Source organism: Streptomyces sp. NPDC005303 (assembly GCF_040607335.1).
Taxonomy (GTDB): domain Bacteria; phylum Actinomycetota; class Actinomycetes; order Streptomycetales; family Streptomycetaceae; genus Streptomyces.
On record NZ_JBEXGM010000028.1, the window covers coordinates 41,077 to 65,688 of the forward strand.

21 protein-coding genes and 4 tRNA genes are annotated in these 24,612 nt (G+C 70.0%); 15 read left to right on the forward strand and 10 right to left on the reverse strand.

Translation table 11 applies throughout. From position 1 onward, the window contains the following. Positions 1–156: 156 nt before the first annotated feature. The 4 genes from ABZT93_RS30625 to ABZT93_RS30640 form a co-directional block, all read right to left on the reverse strand. Positions 157–230, reverse strand: a tRNA-Phe gene (locus ABZT93_RS30625). Positions 231–254: 24 nt separating this feature from the next. After that, a tRNA-Asp gene (locus ABZT93_RS30630) sits at positions 255–329 on the reverse strand. A gap of 38 nt (positions 330–367) precedes the next feature. Continuing rightward, a tRNA-Glu gene (locus tag ABZT93_RS30635) sits at positions 368–440 on the reverse strand. Positions 441–520: 80 nt separating this feature from the next. Continuing rightward, complete coding sequence (locus tag ABZT93_RS30640) at positions 521–2,128, reverse strand: metallophosphoesterase (protein ID WP_356110806.1); 1,608 nt, start codon at positions 2,126–2,128, stop codon at positions 521–523. A gap of 85 nt (positions 2,129–2,213) precedes the next feature. Here ABZT93_RS30640 and ABZT93_RS30645 point away from each other — a divergent pair, with 85 nt between their 5' ends. From ABZT93_RS30645 to ABZT93_RS30670, 6 genes are all read left to right on the forward strand, one after another. Further along, entirely contained in the window at positions 2,214–2,564 is a 351-nt protein-coding gene (locus ABZT93_RS30645; protein ID WP_280858677.1) for a metallopeptidase family protein, read from the forward strand. 89 nt (positions 2,565–2,653) lie between these two features. Further along, positions 2,654–3,175, forward strand: coding sequence for a hypothetical protein (locus ABZT93_RS30650; RefSeq protein WP_356110808.1), 522 nt, complete (start codon positions 2,654–2,656; stop codon positions 3,173–3,175). Positions 3,176–3,408: 233 nt separating this feature from the next. After that, positions 3,409–5,517 carry a DEAD/DEAH box helicase gene (locus ABZT93_RS30655; protein ID WP_356110810.1) on the forward strand — a complete coding sequence of 703 codons (2,109 nt, stop codon included), beginning with the start codon at positions 3,409–3,411 and terminating at the stop codon, positions 5,515–5,517. 188 nt (positions 5,518–5,705) lie between these two features. Next, the gene (locus tag ABZT93_RS30660; RefSeq protein ID WP_356110812.1) at positions 5,706–7,826 is read left to right on the forward strand and encodes an FG-GAP-like repeat-containing protein; all 2,121 of its coding nucleotides are present in this window, start codon (positions 5,706–5,708) and stop codon (positions 7,824–7,826) included. A 63-nt stretch (positions 7,827–7,889) separates the two neighbouring features. Beyond that, the gene (locus tag ABZT93_RS30665; RefSeq protein ID WP_356110814.1) at positions 7,890–9,425 is read left to right on the forward strand and encodes an amino acid permease; all 1,536 of its coding nucleotides are present in this window, start codon (positions 7,890–7,892) and stop codon (positions 9,423–9,425) included. Between the two features lie 98 nt (positions 9,426–9,523). Then, positions 9,524–9,596, forward strand: a tRNA-Lys gene (locus tag ABZT93_RS30670). 34 nt (positions 9,597–9,630) lie between these two features. Here ABZT93_RS30670 and ABZT93_RS30675 read toward each other — a convergent pair. After that, positions 9,631–11,268 (reverse strand): site-specific integrase, encoded by a 1,638-nt coding sequence (locus tag ABZT93_RS30675; RefSeq protein WP_356110816.1) that lies wholly within the window; start codon positions 11,266–11,268, stop codon positions 9,631–9,633. Further along, a complete protein-coding gene (locus ABZT93_RS30680; protein WP_356110818.1) occupies positions 11,265–11,948 on the reverse strand; it encodes a helix-turn-helix transcriptional regulator in 684 nt (227 codons plus the stop codon). The genes ABZT93_RS30675 and ABZT93_RS30680 overlap by 4 nt, the downstream gene beginning before the upstream one ends. A 95-nt stretch (positions 11,949–12,043) precedes the next feature. Here ABZT93_RS30680 and ABZT93_RS30685 point away from each other — a divergent pair, with 95 nt between their 5' ends. The 5 genes from ABZT93_RS30685 to ABZT93_RS30705 all read left to right on the forward strand — a co-directional run bounded on the left by ABZT93_RS30685 (position 12,044) and on the right by ABZT93_RS30705 (position 17,823). Further along, a complete protein-coding gene (locus tag ABZT93_RS30685) occupies positions 12,044–12,283 on the forward strand; it encodes a hypothetical protein (protein WP_356110905.1) in 240 nt (79 codons plus the stop codon). Between the two features lie 233 nt (positions 12,284–12,516). After that, the gene (locus ABZT93_RS30690; RefSeq protein ID WP_356110820.1) at positions 12,517–13,839 is read left to right on the forward strand and encodes a DUF3631 domain-containing protein; all 1,323 of its coding nucleotides are present in this window, start codon (positions 12,517–12,519) and stop codon (positions 13,837–13,839) included. Between the two features lie 435 nt (positions 13,840–14,274). After that, complete coding sequence (locus ABZT93_RS30695; protein ID WP_356110822.1) at positions 14,275–15,201, forward strand: DUF2637 domain-containing protein; 927 nt, start codon at positions 14,275–14,277, stop codon at positions 15,199–15,201. 340 nt (positions 15,202–15,541) lie between these two features. Then, complete coding sequence (locus ABZT93_RS30700; RefSeq protein WP_356110824.1) at positions 15,542–16,111, forward strand: MobC family plasmid mobilization relaxosome protein; 570 nt, start codon at positions 15,542–15,544, stop codon at positions 16,109–16,111. Beyond that, positions 16,108–17,823: a mobilization protein gene (locus ABZT93_RS30705; RefSeq protein ID WP_356110826.1), complete on the forward strand. Its 1,716-nt coding sequence runs from the start codon at positions 16,108–16,110 to the stop codon at positions 17,821–17,823. The genes ABZT93_RS30700 and ABZT93_RS30705 overlap by 4 nt, the downstream gene beginning before the upstream one ends. Before the next feature lie 22 nt (positions 17,824–17,845). On the opposite strand, the gene ABZT93_RS30710 is transcribed toward ABZT93_RS30705, so the two are convergent. The 4 genes from ABZT93_RS30710 to ABZT93_RS30725 all read right to left on the reverse strand — a co-directional run bounded on the left by ABZT93_RS30710 (position 17,846) and on the right by ABZT93_RS30725 (position 20,890). Then, positions 17,846–18,424: an HAD domain-containing protein gene (locus ABZT93_RS30710; protein ID WP_356110828.1), complete on the reverse strand. Its 579-nt coding sequence runs from the start codon at positions 18,422–18,424 to the stop codon at positions 17,846–17,848. 30 nt (positions 18,425–18,454) lie between these two features. Beyond that, complete coding sequence (locus ABZT93_RS30715) at positions 18,455–19,150, reverse strand: class I SAM-dependent methyltransferase (protein WP_356110830.1); 696 nt, start codon at positions 19,148–19,150, stop codon at positions 18,455–18,457. After that, a complete protein-coding gene (locus ABZT93_RS30720) occupies positions 19,151–20,062 on the reverse strand; it encodes an aminoglycoside phosphotransferase family protein (protein ID WP_356110832.1) in 912 nt (303 codons plus the stop codon). 78 nt (positions 20,063–20,140) lie between these two features. Beyond that, positions 20,141–20,890 (reverse strand): hypothetical protein, encoded by a 750-nt coding sequence (locus ABZT93_RS30725; protein ID WP_356110834.1) that lies wholly within the window; start codon positions 20,888–20,890, stop codon positions 20,141–20,143. A gap of 224 nt (positions 20,891–21,114) precedes the next feature. Between ABZT93_RS30725 and ABZT93_RS30730 the strand changes: the two genes are divergently transcribed. The 4 genes from ABZT93_RS30730 to ABZT93_RS30745 all read left to right on the forward strand — a co-directional run bounded on the left by ABZT93_RS30730 (position 21,115) and on the right by ABZT93_RS30745 (position 24,586). Next, positions 21,115–22,470 carry a tetratricopeptide repeat protein gene (locus ABZT93_RS30730; protein ID WP_356110836.1) on the forward strand — a complete coding sequence of 452 codons (1,356 nt, stop codon included), beginning with the start codon at positions 21,115–21,117 and terminating at the stop codon, positions 22,468–22,470. 36 nt (positions 22,471–22,506) lie between these two features. Beyond that, positions 22,507–23,013: an NUDIX domain-containing protein gene (locus tag ABZT93_RS30735; protein ID WP_356110838.1), complete on the forward strand. Its 507-nt coding sequence runs from the start codon at positions 22,507–22,509 to the stop codon at positions 23,011–23,013. Positions 23,014–23,092: 79 nt separating this feature from the next. Then, the gene (locus ABZT93_RS30740) at positions 23,093–23,986 is read left to right on the forward strand and encodes a helix-turn-helix transcriptional regulator (RefSeq protein WP_356110840.1); all 894 of its coding nucleotides are present in this window, start codon (positions 23,093–23,095) and stop codon (positions 23,984–23,986) included. 270 nt (positions 23,987–24,256) lie between these two features. Continuing rightward, positions 24,257–24,586: a carboxymuconolactone decarboxylase family protein gene (locus ABZT93_RS30745; RefSeq protein ID WP_356110842.1), complete on the forward strand. Its 330-nt coding sequence runs from the start codon at positions 24,257–24,259 to the stop codon at positions 24,584–24,586. Positions 24,587–24,612 lie beyond the last annotated feature (26 nt).

Sequence of the window (24,612 nt, forward strand, 5' to 3'; positions counted from 1 at the left end):
CTCATCCCGGGGAAATTACTGGCGAACGGTTTTGTCCGCCGTCGTACGGCGCATCAGTCGTACGGCACACCAGTCGTACGGCGCATCAGTCGTACGGCGCATCAGTCGTACGGCACATACAACAAGACCCCGATCCGGAGATCAGGGTCTGTGCTGTGGCTGGGGCCGGGGTCGAACCGGCGACCTACCGCTTTTCAGGCGGTCGCTCGTACCAACTGAGCTACCCAGCCGAGAGGCTTCCGGGGAAACCTCAGCGGTCCTGACGGGATTTGAACCCGCGGCCTCCACCTTGACAGGGTGGCGAGCACTCCAAACTGCTCCACAGGACCAAGCGTTGTGCACGAACAGTGTCGCACACGGTGTTGCGTGCCCCCAACGGGATTCGAACCCGTGCTACCGCCTTGAAAGGGCGGCGTCCTAGGCCGCTAGACGATGAGGGCTATCGGCCCGCCTGGGCGCTTCTCAGCGCGTCGGGGACGTGAGAAGCATATGGGATGCCGGGAGGTATCGCCAAAACGGTTTAAGGGCTGCCCGTGGGCGAGGCCGTGGACGAGCCCGTGGGTGAACCCGTGCGTGAGCCTGTGGGGGAGGGGGTCGCCCCCGGCTGGTTGTCCTCGGGGAGGTGACGGCTGACCTCCGCCGTCGTGAGGCCGAGGCCGCCGAGTTTGATCTCGTCCCAGGCCTGGAGGCGGCGGGTGTCGCGGTCCATGTAGAGGATCGAGGCCTCGATGGGGTCGGGGTACTTGCCCTCGACGGCCCGTAGCCCGCTGCCGCCCGTCGAGCCCTCGACGCGCAGCCTGGTGCCCTTCTCCATGACCTCCATCTCCTCGTGGTGGAGGTGGCCGGACAGGATCATCGGGACCTCGCCGTCGACCTCGCGGGCCGCCGAGGGTTCGTGGGCGATCGCGAGGTCGACCGGCGTGCCCGCGGCCCGCTGCGCGCGCAGGGCGGCGGCCAAGCGGTCGCCGGCCGCCTCCTGGGACTCGTCGGCCCCCGGGTTCGTGGAGCGGTCGGGTGTGAACTGGGGGTCGCCCATGCCCGCGAACCGCAGTCCGGCGATGGTCTGCGCCTTGCCGTTGTCCAGGACGTGGACGCCCTTGAGGCCCTCCATGTAGCGCTGGGTGGTGAGGGAGTCGTGGTTGCCGCGGACCCAGACGTACGGCGCCCCGAGGTCGGGGATCGGGTCGAGGAAGCCGTTCTCCGCGGCCGTGCCGTGGTCCATGGTGTCGCCGGAGTCGACGATCACGTCGACCTTGTACTGCTCCACCAGCGAGGCGATGATCTTCCAGCTCGCCGGGTTGAGATGGATGTCGGAGACGTGCAGGACCCGGATGGTGGTGGGGTCCGGCTGGTAGGCGGGGAGCGTGGACGTGACGTCGTAGAGCTTCGTCACGTTCGTCACCAGGCGGGCCAGTTCCTTCTGGTAGACGTCGAACTCGGTGACGATGCTGCGCGCGTTGCCGACCAGGGACGGGGCTGAGGAGAGCAGCCCCGAGAACTTCGGCTCCAGGACGGATTCCGGGTTCCAGGTGGCGTACGCCGTGCCGCCGCAGGCCGCCAGGAGGGTGAAGGCGAGTCCGCCGGCCGCGAGGGCCCGGCGGGGGCGGCGGTAGACCGCGAGGCCGAGTGCCGTGGCGCCGGAGACCACGGCGACGCAGGAGCGCAGGGCGAGGTCGAGGGTGCCGTGCTCGACGTCGGTGGCGACCTCGTCCTGGAGGCCGGAGAGGCGCTCGGGGTGGTCGACGAGGGCCTGGGAGCGTTCCGGGTCGAGCTGGTCGACGTTGACGTCGAGGCGGACCGGGGCCTGGTGGCTGTCCAGTTGGAGCGCGCCGAGCGGGGAGACGTTGATCTTCGTGCCGCCGGACAGGGACGGGCGCAGGGTCATCGTGGTGTTCATGGGGCCGACCGGGACCCGGACGTTGCCGACGATCAGCAGTCCGAGCCAGGCACCCAGAAGGACGACGGCCACCAGGCCGAGGGCGCGCACCCAGGGGTGCGGCTGGTGGACGAGCTCGACGGACGGGTGGGAGCGGCGCCTGCCGTACTGGCGGGCGAGGGCTCGCGGGGGCCTTCGTAGGGTGTTCAGGATGCTCCGGACGTTCAGGACTGCGGCGGGGACGCGGGCCATTGATCCCGTATGCCCAAGTCCGCGCGTGGATATGCGGGCGTGCTCATGACTCTCGTACGGCGGGGTCGTACCGGAGAATGGGCTTGTGCTGGAGATGACGCGCGAGGAGTTCGAGGAACTGGTCGCCGAGGCGCTGGACCGGATTCCGCCGGAGTTGACGCGGCTGATGGACAACGTCGCGGTGTTCGTCGAGGACGAACCGCCGACGGACGATCCCGAGCTGCTCGGGCTGTACGAGGGCACGCCGCTGACCGACCGGGGCGAGTGGTACGCCGGGGTGCTGCCCGACCGCATCACGATCTACCGGGGGCCGACGCTCAGGATGTGCGATTCCCGCGAGGACGTCGTCGCGGAGACCGAGGTGACGGTCGTGCACGAGATCGCCCATCACTTCGGGATCGACGACGCGCGGCTGCACGCGCTCGGGTACGGCTGAGCCCGTTCCGAACGGGCGCGTGTCCTCTTGTGGGCGGCGGGAGTTGGGCAGGTTGACTTTTTGACGACCGCCCTCGGAGGTGGCTGCTCGTGCGCCCGTTGTACGTACCCGTCCGTCTGGCCGCCACGGTCCTGGCCGTCGCCGCCACCGCGGGCTGCATGAGCGTGGGCGGGGACGACGGAGGCGGCAGCGCGAAGCCGTCGCACTCCGCCGGTGAGCGGGGCGGGGACGCACCGGACGGGGGGTCCGCGGCCTCGGGCGGTTCCTTGGGGCTCGGCAGGACGGGCTCGGACGGCAAGCACGGGAAGCACGGCAGGGGAAAGTACGGGGAGGAGTCGGCCTCGCCGTCGGCGCCCGCCTCGGCGGGCCCCGGCGCGTCGGCATCGGCGGGAGCGAAACCGGGGAGTTCGGCGCAGCCCGTGCCCTCGGCGACGCAGACCGACCCGGCGCCCACCCGTACGCCCGACCCGGAGCCGCCGGCGCCGAGCGAGCCGCCCGCGTCGCCCACCCCCTCGCCGCCGCCCGCCGAGCCGTCCTCGTCCGCCCAGCCGGAGACGGGCACGCAGCTGAGCCAGCGGGAGCCGGCGCCCACCGCCGGGTCGCCGGTGTGACGGCGAAGGGCCGCGAGTGACCTCCGATACATACGCGGGCATCGGTTTGCCTTCGGGGGCGACGGGTGCGTATGGTTATAGATCGTTTGATCATTTGCCCGGCGCCAAAGCAGAAGAGCGCCGTGTGGCGCGTTCTCTCCCTTGCCGTGGCTGACCGCATAGAGGCGGTCGTATTGCGAATCACGGAGTTGACGGGCGCGTGCCGACGAGACTCCGGAAGGTTTCGCATACGCATGTCCATTTCCAGTACTGATCACGTCGTCGTGCCCGAGAACGAGGGCACCGAAGACGCCGTGGAAGCTCCCGAGGTCACCTTCGCGGACCTCGGTCTCCCCGAGGCCGTCGTGCGCAAGCTCGCGCAGAACGGCGTGACCACCCCCTTCCCGATCCAGGCCGCGACCATCCCGGACGCCCTGGCCGGCAAGGACATCCTCGGCCGTGGCCGCACCGGCTCCGGCAAGACCCTCTCCTTCGGTCTGCCGACCCTGGCCCGCCTGTCCGGCGGCCGCACCGAGAAGCACCGGCCGCGCGCCGTCATCCTCACCCCGACCCGTGAGCTCGCGATGCAGGTCGCGGACGCACTGCAGCCCTACGGCGACCAGCTCGGCCTGAAGATGAAGGTCGTCTGCGGCGGTACGTCCATGAGCAACCAGATCTACGCGCTGGAGCGCGGTGTCGACGTGCTCGTCGCCACTCCGGGCCGACTGCGCGACCTGATCAACCGCGGCGCCTGCTCCCTGCAGGACATCGAGGTCGCCGTCATCGACGAGGCCGACCAGATGTCCGACCTGGGCTTCCTGCCCGAGGTCACCGAACTGCTCGACCAGGTCCCGGCCGGCGGCCAGCGGATGCTGTTCTCGGCCACGATGGAGAACGAGATCTCCACCCTGGTCAAGCGCTACCTGAGCAACCCCGTGACGCACGAGGTCGACAGCGCCCAGGGCAACGTGACGACCATGTCGCACCACATCCTGATCGTGAAGCCCAAGGACAAGGCGCCGGTCACCGCGGCCATCGCCTCCCGCAAGGGCCGCACCATCATCTTCGTCCGCACCCAGCTGGGCGCGGACCGCATCGCCGAGCAGCTGCGCGAGGCCGGTGTGAAGGCCGACGCGCTGCACGGCGGCATGACTCAGGGCGCGCGCACCCGCACGCTGGCCGACTTCAAGGACGGTTACGTCAACACGCTCGTCGCGACCGACGTCGCCGCCCGCGGTATCCACGTCGACGGCATCGACCTGGTCCTGAACGTCGACCCCGCCGGTGACCACAAGGACTACCTGCACCGCGCAGGGCGTACCGCTCGCGCGGGCCGCACCGGCACGGTCGTGTCCCTGTCGCTGCCGCACCAGCGCCGCCAGATCTTCCGGCTGATGGAGGACGCGGGCGTCGACGCCGGGCGTCACATCATCAACTCCGGTACGGCCTTCGAGCCCGAGGTCGCCGAGATCACCGGCGCCCGTTCGATGACCGAGGTCCAGTCCGAGTCCGCGGCCAACGCGGCTCAGCAGGCCGAGCGCGAGGTCGCCCAGCTCACCAAGGAGCTGGAGCGGGCGCAGCGCCGCGCGACCGAGCTGCGCGAGGAGGCCGACCGCCTGGTCGCCCGTGCCGCCCGCGAGCGCGGTGAGGACCCGGAGACGGCGGTCGCCGAGGCGCAGGCCGTGGTGGCCGTGGCCGCGGAGGCGGCTGAGGCCGTGGTCGCCGAGCAGCCCGCCGAGCGTCCCGCGTACGAGCAGCCGCGTCAGCGCCGCGACGAGCGGGGCAACTACGAGCGTCGTGACGACCGTGGTGGCCGTTCCTTCGAGCGTCGTGACGACCGTGGCGGCTTCAACCGCGACCGCCGGGACGGCGAGCGGGGCGGGTTCCGCCGTGACGACCGTGGTGGCCGTTCCTTCGAGCGTCGTGACGACCGCGGTGGTTTCAACCGCGACCGTCGTGACGACCGCCCCACCGGTGGTTTCAACCGTGACCGTCGTGACGAGCGTCCCTCGGGCGGCTTCCGTCGTGACGACCGCCCCTCGGGTGGTTTCAACCGCGACCGTCGTGACGACCGCCCCACCGGTGGTTTCAACCGTGACCGTCGTGACGAGCGTCCCTCGGGCGGCTTCCGCCGTGACGACCGCCCCTCGGGTGGTTTCAACCGCGACCGTCGTGACGAGCGTCCGGCCACGCACCGGGGCAGCGACCGTCCCTTCAACCGTGACCGCCAGGGCGACCGCCCCACCGGCGGAGGTTTCCGCTCCGGTGGTCACGACCGCCCGCACGGCCGTCGTGACGACCGCCCGGCCGGCTCCTCGTTCGGCCGCCGCGACGACAAGCCGCGCTGGAAGCGCAACGGCTGACGCCTGCTGACCCCTCAGGGTTCCGGAAGGGCCCGTACGACTTCGGTCGTGCGGGCCCTTTCGCATACGTAATCGACTATCGAAGCCTGTGTGGCAGTTGTTAACATCTGTGGATTGCGTGGCGGAGTGTGGCTGAGGGGGACAAGGCCTGCCGGAGCGCCTTTTCTGACTTCCCTGGGGAGGGACCCTTGACCCGGCGTGCCCGGATCGCACTCACTCTTGCCTCGCTGGCCGCTCTGAGCGCCGGCACCCTGACGTCCGCGGGCCCGGCGGCCGCGGACACCAGCCCGACGCCGATCACCACGGACGGCGTGTGGGGCATCGACTACGCGGGCGGCTATCTGACCAGCGTCGAACACCGGCCCGACGGCGAGCAGTACGTGGTCGGACGGCAGCTCTCGCCCGACGGCTCCACCGTGCTGGGACAGGCCACCCGCGGATACGCCGGCACCTACGCCGACGGCACCCACCTGCAGCGGGTGCCGTGCGACGCGGGCGGGTGCGTGCCGCTGCGGTCGCTCGGTGTGCAGAGCGTCGGCTACTTCCAGGTCGACGAGTACGACAAGGAGCGCGCCCAGATCTGGGTGGAGCCGGACAGCCACCACTCGGCGGCCGAACCCGCCGTCACCGGCGGCCGTTTCGTGGACGCCACCGGCCGCTACTACGTCTACAACGCGGCCTCCACCGGCAAGCAGTACGTCGACGCCGTGAACCGGTACCGCGCCGAGGACGTCCGCCTGACCCGCTCCGTCACCGCCGCCTCCGTATGGGGCTCGGCGCTGTGGACGCCGGGCTCCGGCAACGGCGTGGTCACCCAGTACGACCTGGAGGGGAAGAAGACGGTCGCGACCGTCTCCACCGGCGCCCCCTGCACCGTCAAGGAGCTCCAGGTCATCGGCCGCTGGATCTACTGGAACTGCGGTCCGACAGGCGCCGCGGGCGTGTACGACCGTACGGCGAAGAAGAACATCAAGGTGCCCTCCGGCCCGGCACTCGTCGGCGACGGCTACCTCGTCCAGCACGACCGCAGCGCCGGCAAGCTGATGCTGACGGACTATCACTCCGGTACGGCCGGCGCCGCGCGCGCGATCGCCGACCTTCCTGCCGGGAACACCGCCGACCAGCGGCGGCTGACCTGGTCGGTGGACAAGCTCGGCGGGGGCGTCGCCTATGTCGACGCCGACCACACGATCCGGATCGTGCCGAGCGGGGTGCCCACCCAGTCGCTCGGGAAGGTCGAGTCCGACCTGGACAACGCCTACTTCGACGCCTCGGGCCGCAACGGCGGCAACATGGCCTGGATGAGCACCTGGCAGCTCAACAAGCCCGCGAACTGGACCTTCACGGTGAAGGACGCCCAGGGCCGCACCGAGCGCACCCTCAACGGCAGCGGTGCGGCCATCGACCTGCAGTGGGACGGCACGACGAACTCGGGCGCCTACGCGTACAACGGCCAGAAGACCTGGACGCTGACCGCGAAGGCCGCCGACGGCGTGGGCACGTACACCACCAGCGGCAAGATCGCGCTGAGCGGCGGCCGCCAGGGCCACCACGACCAGGGCGGTTACGCCTACGGCGAGCTGGTCACCCTCAACGCCTCGGGCACCCTGGCCCTCCAGTACACCAATGGCGGAGGCAAGTTCGACCGGAAGCAGAACGGGTCCGGCTGGCCCGCCGGGACCGTCGCCGTCCCCTTCGGCGACATGGGCAAGGACCGCTGCGCCGAGATGCTGGTCCGCATGCCCAACGGCGAGCTGCGCCGCTACGCGGGCAAGTGCGGCGACGGTTCGTACGCCCCCGCGAGCAGCCACACCTCCCTCGGCACCGGCTGGAACGCGTACAACGTCCTCACCGCCCCCGGCGACCTGACCGGTGACGGCCGTACCGATCTGCTGGCCCGCAAGGCCTCGACCGGGGACGTCTATCTCTTCGCCAACGACGGGGCGAGCAAGCTCAAGCCGGGTGTGAAGATCCGCAGCTGGGCGACGTACAAGAAGATCGTCGGCGCCGGTGACCTCAACGGCGACGGCTTCGGTGACGTCCTGGTGCAGGACAAGGCCGGGACGCTGTGGCGTTACGACGGCACCGGCACCGGCCAGGTCAAGGAGCGGGTGAAGGTCTTCTCCAACTGGGGGACCTCGTACAACGTGGTCGTCGGCGTCGGGGACATCACCGGTGACGGGAAGAACGACCTGGTCTCCCGGGACACCGCCGGCAACCTGTACCGCAACAACGGCAACGGCAAGGGGTCGTTCGGGGCGCGTACGAAGATCGCCACGGGCTGGCAGGGCTACAAGGGCCTCTTCTAGAAGGGCACTTCTCGGCCAAGTTGTGACGTGTGTCACGCCCCCGGGATGGGAATCGCTGGGGGCATGACAGATGACGACATAGCGAGTGGGCTCTCCGACGAAGAACGGCTTGCCCAGCTCGGCTACACGCAGGTCCTGGCCCGCCGCATGTCGGCGTTCTCCAACTACGCGGTCTCCTTCACGATCATCTCGGTCCTGTCGGGCTGTCTGACCCTCTACCTCTTCGGCATGAACACGGGCGGCCCGGCCGTGATCACCTGGGGCTGGGTGGCCGTAGGTCTGATGACGCTGTTCGTCGGCCTGTCGATGGCCGAGATCTGCTCGGCGTACCCGACCTCCGCGGGCCTCTACTTCTGGGCCCACCGGCTCGCCCCGCCCAGAACCGCGGCCGCGTGGGCGTGGTTCACGGGCTGGTTCAACGTGCTCGGCCAGGTCGCGGTGACGGCGGGCATCGACTTCGGCGCCGCGTCCTTCCTCGGCGCCTATCTGAACCTCCAGTTCGACTTCGAGGTGACGCCCGGCCGCACGATCCTGCTGTTCGCGGCGATCCTCATCCTGCACGGGCTGCTCAACACCTTCGGCGTGCGGATCGTCGCGCTGCTGAACAGCGTGAGCGTGTGGTGGCACGTGATCGGCGTGGCGGTCATCGTCGGCGCCCTCACCTTCGCCCCCGACAAGCACCAGTCGGCGTCCTTCGTCTTCGGCGAGTTCGTGAACAACACGGGCTGGGGCAGCGGGGTCTACGTCGTCCTCATCGGGCTCCTGATGGCCCAGTACACGTTCACCGGCTACGACGCCTCGGCCCACATGACCGAGGAGACCCACGACGCGTCCACGGCGGGGCCGAAGGGCATCGTCCAGTCGATCTGGACGTCCTGGATAGCGGGCTTCGTCCTGCTCCTCGGCTTCACGTTCGCGATCCAGTCCTACGACGGAGCCCTGAAGTCCCCGACCGGCGCGCCCCCGGCCCAGATCCTCCTCGACGCGCTCGGCGCCACGGCCGGCAAGCTCCTGCTGCTGGTCGTGATCGGCGCCCAGCTGTTCTGCGGAATGGCCTCGGTGACCGCCAACAGCCGCATGATCTACGCCTTCTCACGCGACGGCGCGCTGCCGTTCTCGCACGTCTGGCACACGGTGAGCCCGCGCACCCGGACCCCGGTGGCGGCGGTGTGGCTCGCGGCGGCGGGGGCACTGCTGCTCGGGCTGCCGTACCTGATCAACTACGCGGCCTACGCGGCGGTGACGTCCGTCGCGGTGATCGGCCTCTACATCGCCTACGTCATCCCGACCCTGCTGCGGCTGCGCAAGGGCGACGCCTTCGACCGGGGGCCGTGGCACCTGGGCCGCTGGTCGCGCGCGATCGGCGTGGTCTCGGTGGCGTGGGTCGTCGTCATCACCGTGCTGTTCATGCTCCCGCAGGTCTCCCCGGTCACCTGGGAGACCTTCAACTACGCCCCGGTCGCCGTCCTGGTCGTCCTCGGCTTCGCCTGGACCTGGTGGGCGGCCTCGGCCCGGCACTGGTTCCTCAACCCCGAGCACGCGCGCACCAAGGCCCGCGAGGCGGCCCGCGTGAACGCGCCCGAACCGGTCGATCCCTGACCTACCGCCCCGTTCCGTTCCCCCGACGCGGCCGTGTCCCCGATACCCGATCGGAGACACGGCCGCGTCCGGCTATGCTCGGGGAGGCAACATCGCCTGGGCCCTTAGCTCAATTGGCAGAGCAGTGGACTTTTAATCCATTGGTTGTGGGTTCGAGTCCCACAGGGCCTACGGGTGTGGGGGAGGGGATACCCCCTCTGACCTGCTACGCGGCGTCCGGGTCGGCTTCGGCTGGCTCGGGCGCTGACTCGTTTTCGAGCCATTGCGTGAGCGATGCGTGAGCGGATGTGGCCGTGGCCTGCGGACCGGCTGCGTCATGGGCGGACGGTTCGGCAGCTGCCGTACGCGACCGAGGGATCAGCTTCGCTGCCTTCTCGGCGATCTCACGGTCCAGCTCAGGGAGCAGGCTCGTATATGTGTCCGAGGTCAGCGTGATGGTGGAGTGCCGGAGCGTTTCCTTCACCGTGTGGATGTCGCCGCCGCCTCCGTGCGTGAGCGTCGCGGCGACGTGGCGTAGGTCCCGGAGGGTGATGGGCGGCAGGTCGGTGGTGGCGAGGATGCGGCGGAAAGTCTCGGAGACCGTACCGGGGTGGAGCCACGAGCCGTCTTCCTTCGTGAAGACCTTGCCGGTGTCCTGCCAGGCTTCGCCCCACTCCGCGCGCTCATTCTCCTGGCGGGCTTTGTGGTCGCGCAATTCGGAGATGGTCGTGCTGTCGAGCGCGATCGTGTTCGCGCTGCCGTCCGTCTTGGGTTCCGACTCGTAGGGGTCCCAGCCGTCCACCACGATCTCCTTGGCGGGAGTGATGAGGCCGGCGTCGAGGTCGATCTCGTGCCAGTCCTGGCCGACCGCCTCGCCGCGACGGAGGCCGCGGGTACCCATGAGGTGGAAGATCGCGTACAGGCGGTCGCCCTCGGCTGCGTCGAGGAAGGCGCCGAACTGCTGCGGGGTCCACACCATCACGGGGCCGGGGATCTCGCCCGTCTCGCGCCAGCGCCGGACTCGTTCATCGGTCCAGAGAAGTGGCTTCGGGCGCTTGCCGGACTCCAACTCGACATGGGACGCCGGGTTGAAGGTGATGAGCTGCTGGGCGATCGCGGAGTTCAGGGCCGCGCGCAGGGTGCGGCGGATCGCCTGACGGGAGGCCGGGCCGGTGATCTTCCGGAATGGCTTCATCTCGGCGAGCTTGGCGCGTTCGGCCGCGAGCAGCTTCCGTTCGGCTCCTATGGGGCGGCCTGGCTTGCTCGGCTTGCAGCGGGCGATCTGCTCGCGGCGGGCCTCGTTCTCGGCTGCGATCACCTCGTTGTCGTCGGCTATCGCGTCGAACATCTCCACCAGGTGGCCGACGTTGAGTCGATCGAGGCGTACGTCGCCGATGCGCGGCTTCAGGTGGAAGCGGATGTGAGAGGCGTAGCCGTTGAGCGTGGTCTTGCGGCGCTTCTTCGCGGCGAACCACTGGTCGAGCCACTCGCCGACGGTGAGGCTGCCACGGAGGGCCAGGCCCGCCCTGAGGCGGCGTCGGGTCTCCTCGATGGCCGGCAGCGGAGCCGTCTCGGCCGCGACCTCCGCCAGCATGGCGGCGAGGCGCTGGAGGCTGTCGGGGTCGTCCTTGTCCGCGAGTGCGAGCAGGGAGCGGACGTGGTCGAGGTCCGACTGGGCGTCCTTCAGGGACTCGTAGCCGGCGCGGCTGAAGGAGCGGCGGGTGCCGTCCTCGCGGGGCGGCAGCTCCTGGCGTATCGAGTAGTAGCCGTGCTTGCGGCTCTTGCGCTTCGGGCAGGAGGTGCCGAGTTCCTTGCCGGTCTTCGGGTCGCGGCAAGAGCAGCGGCGGTAGGTGGAGCCCTTCAAAGGCGGTCCTCCAGGGTGTCGGTATCGGGTTCGGGCGGGTCGACGTCGCCCAGTGCGGGTGGCAGACGGGGTGGGGTGGCCCCGTCCTCGCGGAGATCGCGTCGGAGGTGGCGGAGCCGGTACTTGGCGGAGATGGCCTGGTCGGCGTACAGGGTCCGCTGGCGCTCCGCTTCTTCCTGCTGGGCGCGGCTGGTGGCCGTCTTGGCAGCGAACCGTGCCCGTTCTTCCTCTTCGAGCGCGGCGAGGGCGGTGCTCACGAGGCTGGCGTGGGCCTCGAAGTCGGGGACCAGGCCCGCGTCGTAGCCGAACACGTCCTCTTCGCCGGTGAAGCGGCGCAGGGCGTCCCAGGTGGGCACGAGGTGCTGGAACGGAAGCTCCTGGGTCTCCTCGACGTAGCCGACCGGGAAGACCAGGCAGACCGGGTACGTCTCCAGGGCGGCGGCGAGGACCATGACGTCCACCAGCGGGAGGTTGGCCCGGCGGCCGGACTCCATGTTGGCGATCACGTTGCGCGGGATGGGATGCCCGAGCTGCTCGCACCGGTCCGCCAGCTCCTGCGCGCTCCATCCCATCTCCTTCCTTCTGCGCCGGACTTCGCCGGCCACGTTGGCCTTGACTCGGTCCGCCCACTCCGGGACGTCGTCCTCGTCACTTCCATCATCGAAACGGCGTTGTGTCATGCAGACACATTAACTTCGTCATCCTGGTTTGTGGGCGCCTGGAGACGGATGTGACGACCGCGTTCGCCGAGGGCTGCACGGAAAGGGCGCACTGCATGCGCGAAGACACGACGGCCGGACGACCGAAGGGCGCGAAGGGGATGAGCCGGGAGGAGCTGCTTGCTCTCCCTGTGTCGGTTGAGCTGGACACGGGCAACCGGGCTCTGGGTCTCGGGCGCAGTAAGGGGTACGAGCTGGCGAAGCGCGGCCAGTACCCGTGCAAGGTGCTGCGGCTGGGCAACGCCTACCGGGTGGTGACCGCCGATCTGCTGCAGCTGCTGGGTCTGGCGGCGTGAAGGGGCGGGAGCGTAGCAGACGGTTCTGCGCTGAGCTGACACAGAATCGCTGGACTGTGGCGGGGCGTGGACGTACTGTCCGTGTTCCCTCGCGGTGTCCGAACGCCCGCGAGAAGAGGGAGAGCCCCCGGCGGTGCAACGCCGGAGGCCCGATGACTCCCCACCAATCCGATGCGAACCGACCCGGCGGCACGGGCATGCCAGCCCGCCACCGCCAGACGAGGAGCCGCCGAGTGCAACCCGAGAACCCCGAGTCCTATTCCGCCTCCTCCAAGGCAATTTGGCCCACACCCGCCATCCCCGGCCAGCCCGGCGCCCACCTGGGCGCCGCGCAGGCTGATGGCGCCGATCCGGACCTGAGCGACGAGGCGCCCGCCCGCAGCGCCGATGCGCCGAGCGGGTTGGAGGAGACACCCGATGCGGAGCCGACCCACGGCTCGGAGCTGCTGGACGAACTGCGTGCGCAGATAGCCCAGTTCGTGATCCTGCCCTCGCCGGAGGCGCTGGACGCGGTCACGCTGTGGGTGGCGGCGACGCACTTGCAGCCCGCGTGGCAGCACGCGCCGCGTCTGGCGGTGGTCGGGCCGGCGAAGAGGTGTGGCAAGTCGCGGCTACTGGACGTGCTGACCGAGACGGTCCACGAACCGATGCTCACCATCAACACCACACCGGCGGCCATCTTCCGCTCGATCACCGAGGAGAACCCGCCCACGCTCCTGGTGGACGAGGCGGACACCATCTTCGGCACCCCGAAGATGGCCGAGAAGAACGAGGAGATGCGCGGCCTGCTCAACGCCGGCCACCAGCGCAACCGCTACGTGACCCGGGTCGTCGGCAACGACCACACCCCGCACCGGTTTGCGACCTTCGCCATGGCGGCCATCGCGGGGATCGGTGACCTGCCCGACACGGTCATGGACCGGGCGGTGGTGATCCGGATGCGGCGCCGGGCCGAGGGTGAGAAGGTCAAGCCCTTCCGATCACGGCGCGACATCCCGGCCCTGCACGAGCTGCGCGACCGCATCGCAGCGTGGGCCAGGCCCCTGATGGATGAGGCCGCGAACTTGGAGCCGGACATGCCGGTCGAGGACCGCGCAGCCGACACCTGGGAGCCCCTGGTGATCGTCGCCGAGCTGGCCGGTGGGCACTGGCCCCGGCTGGCGCGGGTCGCCTGCACGCGGATGGTCGCCGCCGAAGCGGCGGCCGAGGAGGATCACCCCAGCGGGGCGCGGATCCTCGCCGACATCCGCCGGGTCTTCTACGCCCAGCGCGAGGTGGACAGCCTCTCCACCGAGGAACTCCTGCACCACCTGTGCCAGGATCCCGAGGCCCCGTGGGCAGAGTGGGGGCGCGGCGGGCTGACCGCCCGTGAACTGAGCAGGATGCTCCGCGAGTTCGACGTCAGGCCCGGCAACGTCCGCATGGCCGACCGGACCCAGCGCAAGGGCTACATGCGCAACAAGTTCCTCGACGCCTGGCGCCGGTACTGCCCCGCAGTCCACCCCGTCGACGCCGACACCGACCCCGGCTCCGGCTCCGGCTTCAGCGAGGGCTGAGCCCCGCGCCCCCGGTTGCCGTACTTGCCGTCCCTGCCGTGATCTCGCAGGTCAAACGGCATGCGGCCAAGACGGCAATCGGGATCAAGACGGCAACGCGATCATGACCGGCGCGTTGCCTGCCCAAGACGCGGTCCCGATCCGTCTTGTGCCGTACCCCGCCGTCCTGCCGTATCAGTGCAGGTCACAGCCCTGTCCACTGGGACGGAAGACGCAACGCCGCTGTCCCGACTCGGGACATGGCCCACCCGAAACCAGGCCCGCCAGGACGTGCCGACGTCTTGTTCCGACTCGGAACAAGACGTCGGCGGCGCCTGCCAGGACGGAGGGCCGACGGGGTTGCCGTACCCACTGTGACCTGTGCTTGCAACGGCCAAGACGGCCAAGACGCACCACACCACTACCCCGGGAGTACCCCGCTTGAGGATCCCTCTCATGTCTCGTAGCCCAGACCGCCCGTCCCTGGACGACCAGCCCGGCCTGGAGCAGCCGGCGAAGGCGAAGCTGACTGCGGAGCAGTACGTGCTCCGCACGGCTGGCATCGTCATCGTGGCCCTGACCGCCGGTGCGTTCTGGCTCTCCTACGCGCACCTGGCCGAGGTCGCCGCCCAGCATGGACTCCGCGACTCGCCGACCCGCCGCTGGGCGTGGCCCGCGACGCTGGACGCGTTCATCGTCGCGGGCGAGCTGCTCATGCTCCGTGCGGGCCTGCGCCGCGTCACCGACAAATGGGCCATCGGCGTCACCGTCATCGGATCGGTCGGCTCCATCGGGCTCAACGTGGCCGGGGTGACCGGCACGCGCGAAGTCGGCAGCGTGCCGTTGCTCGACTACGTGGTCGCCGCGGTTCCCCCGGCCGCCGCGATGGTGGCCTTCGGCGTGCTGATGCGGCAGATCCACGAACTCGTCGCACAGCCTCCTGCCGTCCATCCGGCCGCCGATTCCGTGCAGGTGCCGCAGCCACCGGCCACCACATCCGTCCACCCCGCGACGCCGTCGGCCACCGCAGTCGGACAGTCTGCCGAGGCTCCGGTCGAGCACATCCGGCCCGCCGAGCCACTCATCGAGCCCGCCCTGGCCACGGAGCCACCGGCCGCCGTATCCGTCCAGTCGCTGGAATCGCCCGCCGAGGCTGTGAATGGCAAGCCGCGCGGCGGCCGTCCGCCCGGCGCCCCGCTTGAGGTACTCGTGGAGATCGGCCGGGCTGCTGCCGCTGAGCAGGACAAGCTCACCCGCGCCGTCGTCCGAACAGCGGTTGAGGACAAAGGGCTGACGATCGGCAGTAACCGGCTGACCGAGGTGATGGACATCCTCCGAGCCGAACTCGAAGCCACAGCCGAGACCGATCGGGCCGACGGCTGACCGCAACCGCCGCCGGGTGACCGGAACCCATCCGGTCACCCGCCCCGCCGGTCACCGCCCGATCGTCCACACCTGTGGATGAAGCGGCAGCCGCCCGAACCCCCTCTGAAACGTCGCGGTGCCCCGCACACCCTCCCCTCCCCTCCCCTTCTCCGGAGAACCGTCCATGACGCACAACTCACTCCACCCCGACCACGCCCCCGACGAGCTGCCGCCGCTGGCGAAGTCGCCTACGCTGATGAGCCGTCTGCGACGGGCGTTCGGACGGGGTGCCCCTGGCGGAGCCAGTAGTACCCCGAGTCCGACTCACGGCCGGACATCGGGGGTCTCCGCCCCGGGGGTGGCGGAGACGGCCCAGCGCCAGGGGGCACCAGGCCAGGACGTCGGGGCCGAGGGCGGCCCCGACGAGGACACGCTCCACACCGTCCAACACGAGACCCTGCGCCCCGTACGCGCCACCGACACCGCCGAGAGCGTCGGCGGTGAGCCCGTCGTGAAGAGCGTGCAGCCCACGATCCGCCGCTTCACCGGCACCAAGCGCGTCGTCCGCGTCGGCCCCTTGCGCTTCACCGGCGACGAGCACACCCAGCTCCAGGAGACTGCCGCCGAGCACGGCTACAAGGGCGACTCCGGCTTCGCCGCCGACATCGTCCTCGCCTTCATCACCGGCCGGTTCACCGCCAACCTGCCCCTGTCGGAAGACCGCCGCCGCACACACATCTTCCGCACCCAGGTCCTGCGCCAGCTCAACCGGATCGGCGTCAACGTCAACCAGATCGCCCGCGCCCTCAACAGCGACCACACCCCACCCGACATCCGCCAGCGCCTGACCGAACTCCACGACCTGCTGGAGCTGATCGCCGAGGCCCTGCGCCAGCCCGCCGATCCAGAGACGGAGGCATCCGCGTGATCGCCGCCATCAAACCGGCCGGGTCCAACACCCGCGGCCTGCTCGCCTACCTCTACGGTCCCGGCCGCCACGACGAGCACCTCGACCCGCACATCGTCGCGGGATTCGCGATGCTCGGCATGCCCGACCCCGGCCGCGACGAGAACGCCACCCTCACCGAACTCGGCCGCCACCTCGACGATCCCGTGCGGCTGCGCAACAGCGAGTTCGGCAAGAAGGTCACAGACCACGTCTGGCACTGCCCCGTCCGCGCCGCACCCGAAGACCGCTACCTCTCCGACGCCGAGTGGGGCGAGATCGCCCAGCGCATCGTCCAGGCCGCCGGCATCGCCCCCGCAGGCGATGACCTGGCCTGCCGTTGGATCGCCGTACGCCACGCCGACGACCACATCCACATCCTCGCCACCACCGTCCGCGAGGACGGCCGCCGTCCCAAGCTCCACGACAGCGGCATCCGTGTGGGCGATGCCTGCCGCGAGATCGAGAAGGGCTACGGGCTCAGGCAGTTGAAGAAGGGCGACCGCACAGGCGCCCGCCGCCCCACCCAGGCCGAGATGCACAAGGCCGAACGCCTCGGCTGGGAACAGCCCAGCCCGCAGTGGCTCGAAGACCGTATCCGCGCAGCCATTCCCCACGCTCGCACGGCCGAGGAACTACTCGCTTACCTCGAAGCCGACGGCGTCGCGATCAAGCCCAGGCGAGGCCCGTCTGGAGATCTCCTCGGCTACGCCGCCGGACGCCCCGGCGACCTCAACGGCAAGGGCGAACAGATCTTCCACCCGGGAGGCAGGATTGCCCCCGACCTCACCCTGCCCAAGCTCCAGGCCCGCCTGGAGAAGGTCGTAGCGGAGGAGCACCCCACCGCCCGCCGCAACCGCCCCAGCACCCCATGGCACCAAGCGACCGACGCCCTCGACACCCTCCACAGCGACCTCGCCGACGACACACACGCCCAGGCCCACATCACCGCCCTCGGCGAACTCCTCGAAGCAACCGCCCAGAAGGCACCCGCCAACCTGCGCGCCGAACTCCGAGCCGCCTCCAAGGCGTTCGCCCGGGCTCAGCGTTCCCAGATCCGGGCCGAAGACCGAGCCGCCCACGCGCTGCGCAGCGCGGCCCGCGACATCGTGCACACCGCCACCGGCCCCGACGGCAGCGCCTTGGCCGCCCTGGTCGCAGCCCTCGTCTGGGCCACCATCGTCGCCGGGCGCTGGCACGAAGCGAAGAACCACGCCCACCAGGCCGACGCCGCCCACCGGGCCGTCCAGCACCTCCAGACAGCCGCCGCCCGCGCCCTCGCCCCCATGCTCGCCGAACTCACAGCCCGACCTCCCAGGGACCAAACGCGCCGCATTCTCGTGAACGACGTACGAGCGGCCGTCCCCGACCACGCCGAGCGCATCCTCACCGACCCGGCATGGCCAGTACTCGCCACTGTCCTTGCCGACGCCGAAGCTCGCGGCCACCAACCCCACCAACTCCTCAAGGAAGCCGCTGCACAACGCGAACTGGACACCGCACGACAGCCGGCCCGTGTCCTGATCACCCGCATTCAGCACACCGGCCGAAATCCGGTAACCAACCGCCGTGCCGAGGCCGCCCGCCTGAAGTCGACCATGGCCGGCTCGATCCCCTGTCAGCCGAGGAGCAGCACCCAGCCCGCATCGCCGACGACCACACCCACCGAACAGCAGCACCGCCAGCGCAGGTAGATGCGGGAGGGTCCGTTTGCCCCTACGCGGCTTCCACTGCGGATGAGGCGTCGGAGGCAGCAGCCGGCGCGATGGGCACCAGCGCGGCCCGCCCCAGGACCTCGACCAGGTGCTCGGCCAGCAGGCCGACATGGGGGTCGGGCTGAATCAGTGCGGTTGCCCGGCCGTGGGTGGTGCGTTCGGTGGCCCATTCGTGGTCGAGGTCGGTGAAGTCGTCGTCGATCCAGATGACGGGTGCGTCGCCGAGCCAGACGTCGACGTGGTCGCGTTTCCAGAGGTAGCCGTGGGGGTGGCTGGTGGTGATCTGGGGACGCGGTAGATCGATGCAGGGGAGGGGTGCGATGCCGAGGAGCGGGCCGATGAGCGTGGTGGCGTCCTGGCGCCAGCTGGTGCACCAGACGGGGGTGACCAGGCCGGTTCGGATCACGTGCATGAGCAGGGGACCATGCGCCGGGTTGAGCCAGATGGTGACCGGGTCGTCGGCGTTGCGGCCGGTGGGAACGACATAGTGGCGGCGGTGGGTGGCCGGGGTGGTCCCATCGGCGTCCGGGAAGGGTATGAGGACGCCGTCGACGTCGAGGAGCAGGTAGGGCGGGTGCATCGGTTCTCCCAGGGAAGCCGGGGCTGAGCGTCAGAGCTTGCGTGCGGTGATCAGCAGGGTGGTGGGCCAGCAGGCACCGTGGCGGGCGTCGTGGAAGTCCTGAGCCGAGGTGAGCCGGAGGCCGGAGTGGTCGAGATGTTTCTCCCAGCGGTCGGCGTCGAAGTCCCAGCGGGCGATGGGTAGTCGGGTGAGGTCGGGGAGGGTGACGTAGTCCCGGCGTGGGCGGTCGTCGGTGGTGGGGCGCAGGCCGCCGCGTTGGGGGTGGGGGACGGAGAAGGCGAGGGTCCGCCCGGGTTTGAGGTGCTGGGCGATGGCAGGCAGTAGGAGCTCGGGGGCTACCAGTCCGATGGCTCCGAAGACGGAATAGATGGCGTCGAACGGCTCGGCGGAGGCTTGCAGGTAGTGCAGGGCGTGGCCGGCGACGAAGGTCAGGTTGTTCAGTCGGCCGTAGTGGGAGCGGGCTCGGCGGACCTGGAGGCCGACAAGGTCGACGGCGGTGACCTGGGCGCCGTACCGAGTGGCGAGGTGGGCGGCGTTGTGGCCGGGGCCGCAACCGAGTTCCAGCAGCCGCTTGTGGCGTAGGTCCGGGCCGAGGATCTCGGCTCCGGGGCCGCTGCCGGGTCGGGTGGTCCATTCCATTCGCGCAGGCACGGACAGCGGCTCGGCGGGAGCAGCCGTGGTGCGTTGGAGGGCGTGGACGTACCAGGGGGAAGCCTGGGCGAGCACCTAGACCTCCAGGAGGTGCAGTACGTCGGTGAGGTGGCGGCGGACAGTCTTGATGTAGGCGGGGTCGGTGGCCGGGTCGTTGATCCAGCGGATGGCCTGCTCCATGAACCACTCGACGGCCCACATGCGGTGCCATCCCAGCGCCCACTTCTCGGCGGAGAGACCGCCTCGTTCCGAGAGGGCGTCAGGGGTGCCGCCCTCGGTGACGTAGGTCTCCAGGAAGACGCGCAGGCGGACGGGGTCGGGTTCGTCGATGGTGCCGTGCCAGCTGGCGAGGTCGAGCAGGCCGGGGCCGGTGAAAGAGCGGGCGAAGTCGAGTAGTCGCCAGCCGTGTCGGCCGATGTGGAGACTGGTGGGGTGGAACTCGGAGTGCACCCAGCCGAACGGGGCCACGGCCGTACCGGCCGAGCGTTCCTCGGCGGCCTTGGCGATCCGGTCGAGCGCGTCCTCGATGTCGTCCGCGTCCTGCCACCGTTCCGCCTTGCGGAGCTGGGCGAGGTGGTCCAGGGCCCGGCTCGGCAGGGTGCGCAGCCGCTCCTGGTCGAGGACGGGGAGGGCGGCGGCGGTTCGGGTGCGGTGCAGGACCACGGCTGCGGCGGCGCCGTCGAGGTCGTCGGCCTCGCGGATGGGGGCGCCGAGGTCTTCCAGCAGCATCCCGAGCCAGCCGTCCAGGACGGCGGACGAGTGAACGGTGGGTACGGGGACACCGAGGGTGTGGGCCAGCCGGAGTGCCTGATCCTCGCTGTCGAACGGCTTCTTGGCGTACTTGAAGACGGCCGTGGTGCCGTCGGTGAAGGTCAGTCGCTCGACGCCGGACAGGGACCACACCCGCACCTCCTCGCGAAGGGCGGTGGTCCGGCCGGTCAGGGTGAGCAGGTGGTCGAGGAGTTCGGCGCTGGGGTTCGCGGTCATGTCGGGGCTCCCGTGGGGTTGGCGGCGTCCGGGGCGGGCGAAGAGGTGCCGGCCCGCCCCGGAGCCAGGGCAGTGGTGCTACGCGGCAGGGCTCACGCGGTGGGCGTAGACCTGCTCGATCCATCCGGCCTTGAAGGCGGCGAGGTCGTCGCGGAAGGCGGTCATCGAGGCACCGTAGGGCGCCACCACGCCACCGGACTGGTCCGGCACGGACTGGCAGCCGTGCACGAGCCGGCCGCCGAGCGCGGCGTGGGCCTTGATGGCCTCGATACGGCGGTGTTCGTTGAACCAGCCGCCGTGGTAGACCTCGTCGAGCATCCCGCCTGTGTCGTCGTCCAGGTCGAAGACCACGGAGGTGGCGGCGGGGAAGAACCAGCACGGGCCGACGTTGGAGATGTGCCCGTCCAACTCGACCTTGTTCAGTGCCATCAGCGTGGCCGCCTCGCGCAGCATCCGCAGGTGGTCGGCGGTGAACTGCGGCAGGCCGAGGCCGGCGAGGTGCTCATCGCGGAAGAGGCACGTGTACACCTCGTAGGCGGTGGCGAGCACCATGGAGGCGTCCCAGGTGGACTTGGCGTGGGTCTTGATGAACTCCAGCGCGAGCTGCTCGACCGCGCTCTCGGTCGTCTCCTCCACGTTCAGGAGCTGGGACTTGACGAGTTCCCAGTCGGCGACGAGCCACGTGCTGGACTCGAAGCGGAAGAAGTACTCGGCCGGGTCGATGGTGATGCGCCGGCCGTCGATCTGGATGCCGGGCAGGCGGCTCCAGCGCTCGTCGAACGCCTCGGGCAGTACGACCGTGATGGCAGCGGTGTCGATGGTGGTCACCGTGTCTCCGTCTCTGATCGGCCGGGTCCGGGCACAGGAATGCCCGAACCCGGTGTAGGCGTACGGAACTTCGGGGGCCGCCCGGCCGAAGGGGGAGCCTGGTCACGGTGTCGGACCGGGGCCGGGCGGCTGATGATTAGTGAACCCTCCGTCACGCACAGTGGGTACGGTGAGAGGGAGTTGAAGCGGTATACGCGGTTTACAGCCCCGGACGGGAGGCGAGCGTGGCAGCGCCGAGAGACCCCAACTCCCGCCTGCGCGACACCATTGCCGCGACCGGCTGCACCTACGATGCTCTAGCGCGGGATGTTCGGCGCATCGCGGCCGAGAACGGCGAGATCCTCCAGACCAACAAGTCGGCCGTTTCCCATTGGGCCAAAGGCACGCGCCGGCCCACCGGCCGAACCGGCCAGTACCTCGCCGAAGCCCTGTCACGCCGAACGGGCCGCATCATCACCCAGACCGAGATCGGTCTACGCGCGCCTGATGGCGAGGAGTCGGCCGGAGGGGATCCCGTCCTGGCCGCAACTGACCTCGGCCGGGCCGATGTTGAGCGCCGCCGCTTCCTCGCGGTGGCCGCCTTCACCACAGCCGGTGTCGCCATGCCGCTCGCCCACGACCACGAGGCCACGACGCGCATGCTCCGCGCCCGCACCGGCACGTCCGTGGTCGGAGCAGAGGACGTGGACGTCGTACGGCAGATCACCGCTGCCTTCAGCGCGGCCGACGAACGCCTCGGCGGCGGCCACGGCCTGACCACGGTCACCGCATACCTCGCCGACACCGCCGCCCCCATGCTCCGAGGCCGCTACGCGAGCGAAGCCCTACGACGGACAGCCTTCGGCGCGGTGGCCGAACTCGCTTACCTGGCGGGCTGGAAGCACCACGACCTCGGCCAGGAGGGCGCGGCCCAGCGCTACTACCAGGTCGGCTACCAACTCGCCTGGGAAGCCGACCCGCACGGCCACGCCGCCTGGATGATGCGAGCCCTCGCCCACCAGGCCCTCAGCCTCAAGCAGCCCCACCACTGCGTCGACCTCGTCGAAGGCGCCCTCACCCGCGGCCTCGGCCACGTCGACGGCCAGACCGAAGCACTCCTCCACATCACCCACGCCCGTGCCTTCGCCGCCGTCGGTGAGAAGCCGGCAGCGGCCCGCGCCCTGCTCGCCGCCGAGGACGCCCTCCTGCGCGACGACGACCTCCAGCCCAGCTACTCCCGCGTCAGCGGTCCCGCGGCCGGCACCGTCGCAAGCCACACCGCCCGCACCCTCACCGACCTCGCCGACCACATCGGCACCGAACAACAGCACCGCGACGCCCTGATCCGCTGGGACCCCGAGAAGTACAAGCGCGTCCACGCCCTCACCTACGCCGACCTCGGCGACAGCCTCGCCGCCCAGGCACGCGCCGACGAGGCCGTTGCCGCCTGGTCCCAGGCCCTGACCCTCATGGAGGGCATGACCTCCGACCGCACCCGCAAAGCGATCACCTCGCTCCGCTCCACCCTCTCCATCTACCAGCGCCGCAAAGTGCCCGGAGCCGCCGAACTCGCCTGCCGCGCACGCGAAGCACTGGCCTAAGCTGCCCACCAACCGGCCGACGAAGGGACACCAGCCGTGGCTCAGCGGACAACCGACGACCAGCCCAAAGCCCTGCCGCCCGCTCTCGAATCCATGACCTTGCTGGTCGCCGCAGTCATCGTCCACGACAAGGCCACCAACCGCGTCGTCCTCCTCCAGCGCAGCCAGAACGCCAAGTTCGCCCAGGGCATGTGGGACCTCCCCGTCGGCAAGAGCGAACCCGGCGAGCCCGTCACCGAAACCGCGGTGCGCGAGCTGTACGAGGAGACCGGCCTGACCGTGAAGCCCGAAGCTCTGAAGGTCGCGCACATCATCCACGGCGCCTGGGGCGTCGAAGCCCCCAACGGCTTCCTGACCGTCGTCTTCGCTGCCCATGAATGGATGGGGGATCCCGAGAACCGCGAGCCGCGCAAGCACGCTCAGGTCTGCTGGGTCGATACCGACGCCATCCCCGAAGAGTTCGTGGACACGACTGGCAGCGCCCTCCGCCGTTATCTCGGCGACGGTCCACAGGTGTCACTTGACGGTTGGAAGCAGTCGTGATCCCCAGGGAGGGGGTCACTGCTGATGGGGGTAATGACAGGGACCCTCAGCCAATGTCCGGCGAACCTACCCTGGTCTTATGGACAACCGCGCCGAAATCAGTGCCTTTCTGAAGTCTCGCCGTGACAAGATCACGCCCGAGCAGGCCGGTCTGCCCGTCTACGGTCACCGCCGGGTGGCTGGACTGCGCAGGAACGAGGTCGCGACGCTCGCGGGCGTCAGCGTCGAGTACTACACCCGTCTGGAGCGGGGCAACCTCAGCGGTGTCTCCGACAGTGTCCTGGACGCGCTGGCCCAGGCCCTACGCCTCGACGACACAGAGCGCACGCACCTGTACGACCTTGCCCGCGCGGCGAACGCAACGCCTGCGCGGGCCAGGCGTCGGCCCGCCCCTGCCCGGCCGGCTGTGCGGCCCAGCGTGCAGCGCATCGTTGACGGGATGCCGGGCATGCCGGCGTTCGTGAAGAACCACCGATTCGACGTTCTGGTCGCCAACCCGCTCGGTCGCGCACTGTTCTCGGAGATGTACGCCGATCCGGTCTGCGGGGCGAACACCGTGCGGTTCGTTTTCCTCAGCCCTGCGGCCAGGCGGTTCTACGTCGACTGGGAGCGGATCGCCAAGGGCGCTGTGGGTGCGCTGCGGATCGAGGCGGGCAAGAATCCGTACGACCGGGAGCTGTCGAACCTGATCGGTGAGCTGTCGACCCGCAGCGACGCCTTCCGCGTGATGTGGGGCGCCCACGACGTGCACGTCTTCCATGAGGGGACGAAACGCCTGAGGCATCCGGTCGTCGGCGAGCTGGAGCTCAACTTCGAATCGATGAACCTGCCGGACGGCTCGGGGCTGGTTGTGGCGTTGTACAACGCGGCCCCCGGCTCCGAGGCCGAGGACGGCCTGAAGCTGCTGGCGAGCTGGTCCGCCACGGCCGAGGCCGCGGATGTTCAGGCTGCCGAGGCGGACTCCGAGAACTGAACCACCCTCCGTAGTCCTGCCCTCTCCGGCTGCCGCCGACAGCAAGGGCGGGGCTTTGGCCTGCGCGTATACCGCTGGGGGTCCCTGCCATTACCCCTCACAGCGGAGACTCCCTCATCGTGCCCGTTCCCGGTTGCATGGTCAGTGCCCCGCCTTGGGGCCGACCGGTCCCCATTCGGGACGCCGTGGCGAGCGGGTTCCCCGTCGCCGCTCCCACCACAGCCGATCACTTCTCGTAACAGATCGAACACGGGCAAAGGAACAGACGTCATGGCCGAGGAACAGACCGCCGCACAGAAGCTGCTCGGCGACTTCGCCCCCGAACTGGTCCGGCTCACCGACGACGTCCTCTTCGGTGAGGTGTGGGCGGGTCAGGGCCTGTCCCAGCGGGACCGCAGCCTGATCACCGTCACCACCCTGGTCGCCCTCTACCGCGCCGACCAGCTCGCCTTCCACCTGCCCAAGGCCCTGGAGAACGGGGTGACGAAGGACGAGCTGGTCGAGGCCATCACCCACATCGCGTTCTACGCCGGCTGGCCCAACGCGATGTCCGCGATCACCCAGCTGAAGAACATCGTCGAGGGCGCCGACGCCGGCTGACCCCGCGCTGACCCGTATGGAGCACC

Bases quoted from the DNA above. Each gene is read 5' to 3' on its own strand.
- ABZT93_RS30685 (WP_356110905.1), top strand. From the start codon at position 12,044: ATGCGCGAAGACACGACGGCCGGACGACCGAAGGGCGCGAAGGGGATG.
- ABZT93_RS30745 (WP_356110842.1), top strand. From the start codon at position 24,257: ATGGCCGAGGAACAGACCGCCGCACAGAAGCTGCTCGGCGACTTCGCC.
- ABZT93_RS30680 (WP_356110818.1), bottom strand. From the start codon at position 11,948: ATGACACAACGCCGTTTCGATGATGGAAGTGACGAGGACGACGTCCCG.
- ABZT93_RS30740 (WP_356110840.1), top strand. From the start codon at position 23,093: ATGGACAACCGCGCCGAAATCAGTGCCTTTCTGAAGTCTCGCCGTGAC.
- ABZT93_RS30640 (WP_356110806.1), bottom strand. From the start codon at position 2,128: ATGGCCCGCGTCCCCGCCGCAGTCCTGAACGTCCGGAGCATCCTGAAC.
- ABZT93_RS30695 (WP_356110822.1), top strand. From the start codon at position 14,275: ATGTCTCGTAGCCCAGACCGCCCGTCCCTGGACGACCAGCCCGGCCTG.
- ABZT93_RS30655 (WP_356110810.1), top strand. From the start codon at position 3,409: ATGTCCATTTCCAGTACTGATCACGTCGTCGTGCCCGAGAACGAGGGC.
- ABZT93_RS30665 (WP_356110814.1), top strand. From the start codon at position 7,890: ATGACAGATGACGACATAGCGAGTGGGCTCTCCGACGAAGAACGGCTT.
- ABZT93_RS30710 (WP_356110828.1), bottom strand. From the start codon at position 18,424: ATGCACCCGCCCTACCTGCTCCTCGACGTCGACGGCGTCCTCATACCC.
- ABZT93_RS30720 (WP_356110832.1), bottom strand. From the start codon at position 20,062: ATGACCGCGAACCCCAGCGCCGAACTCCTCGACCACCTGCTCACCCTG.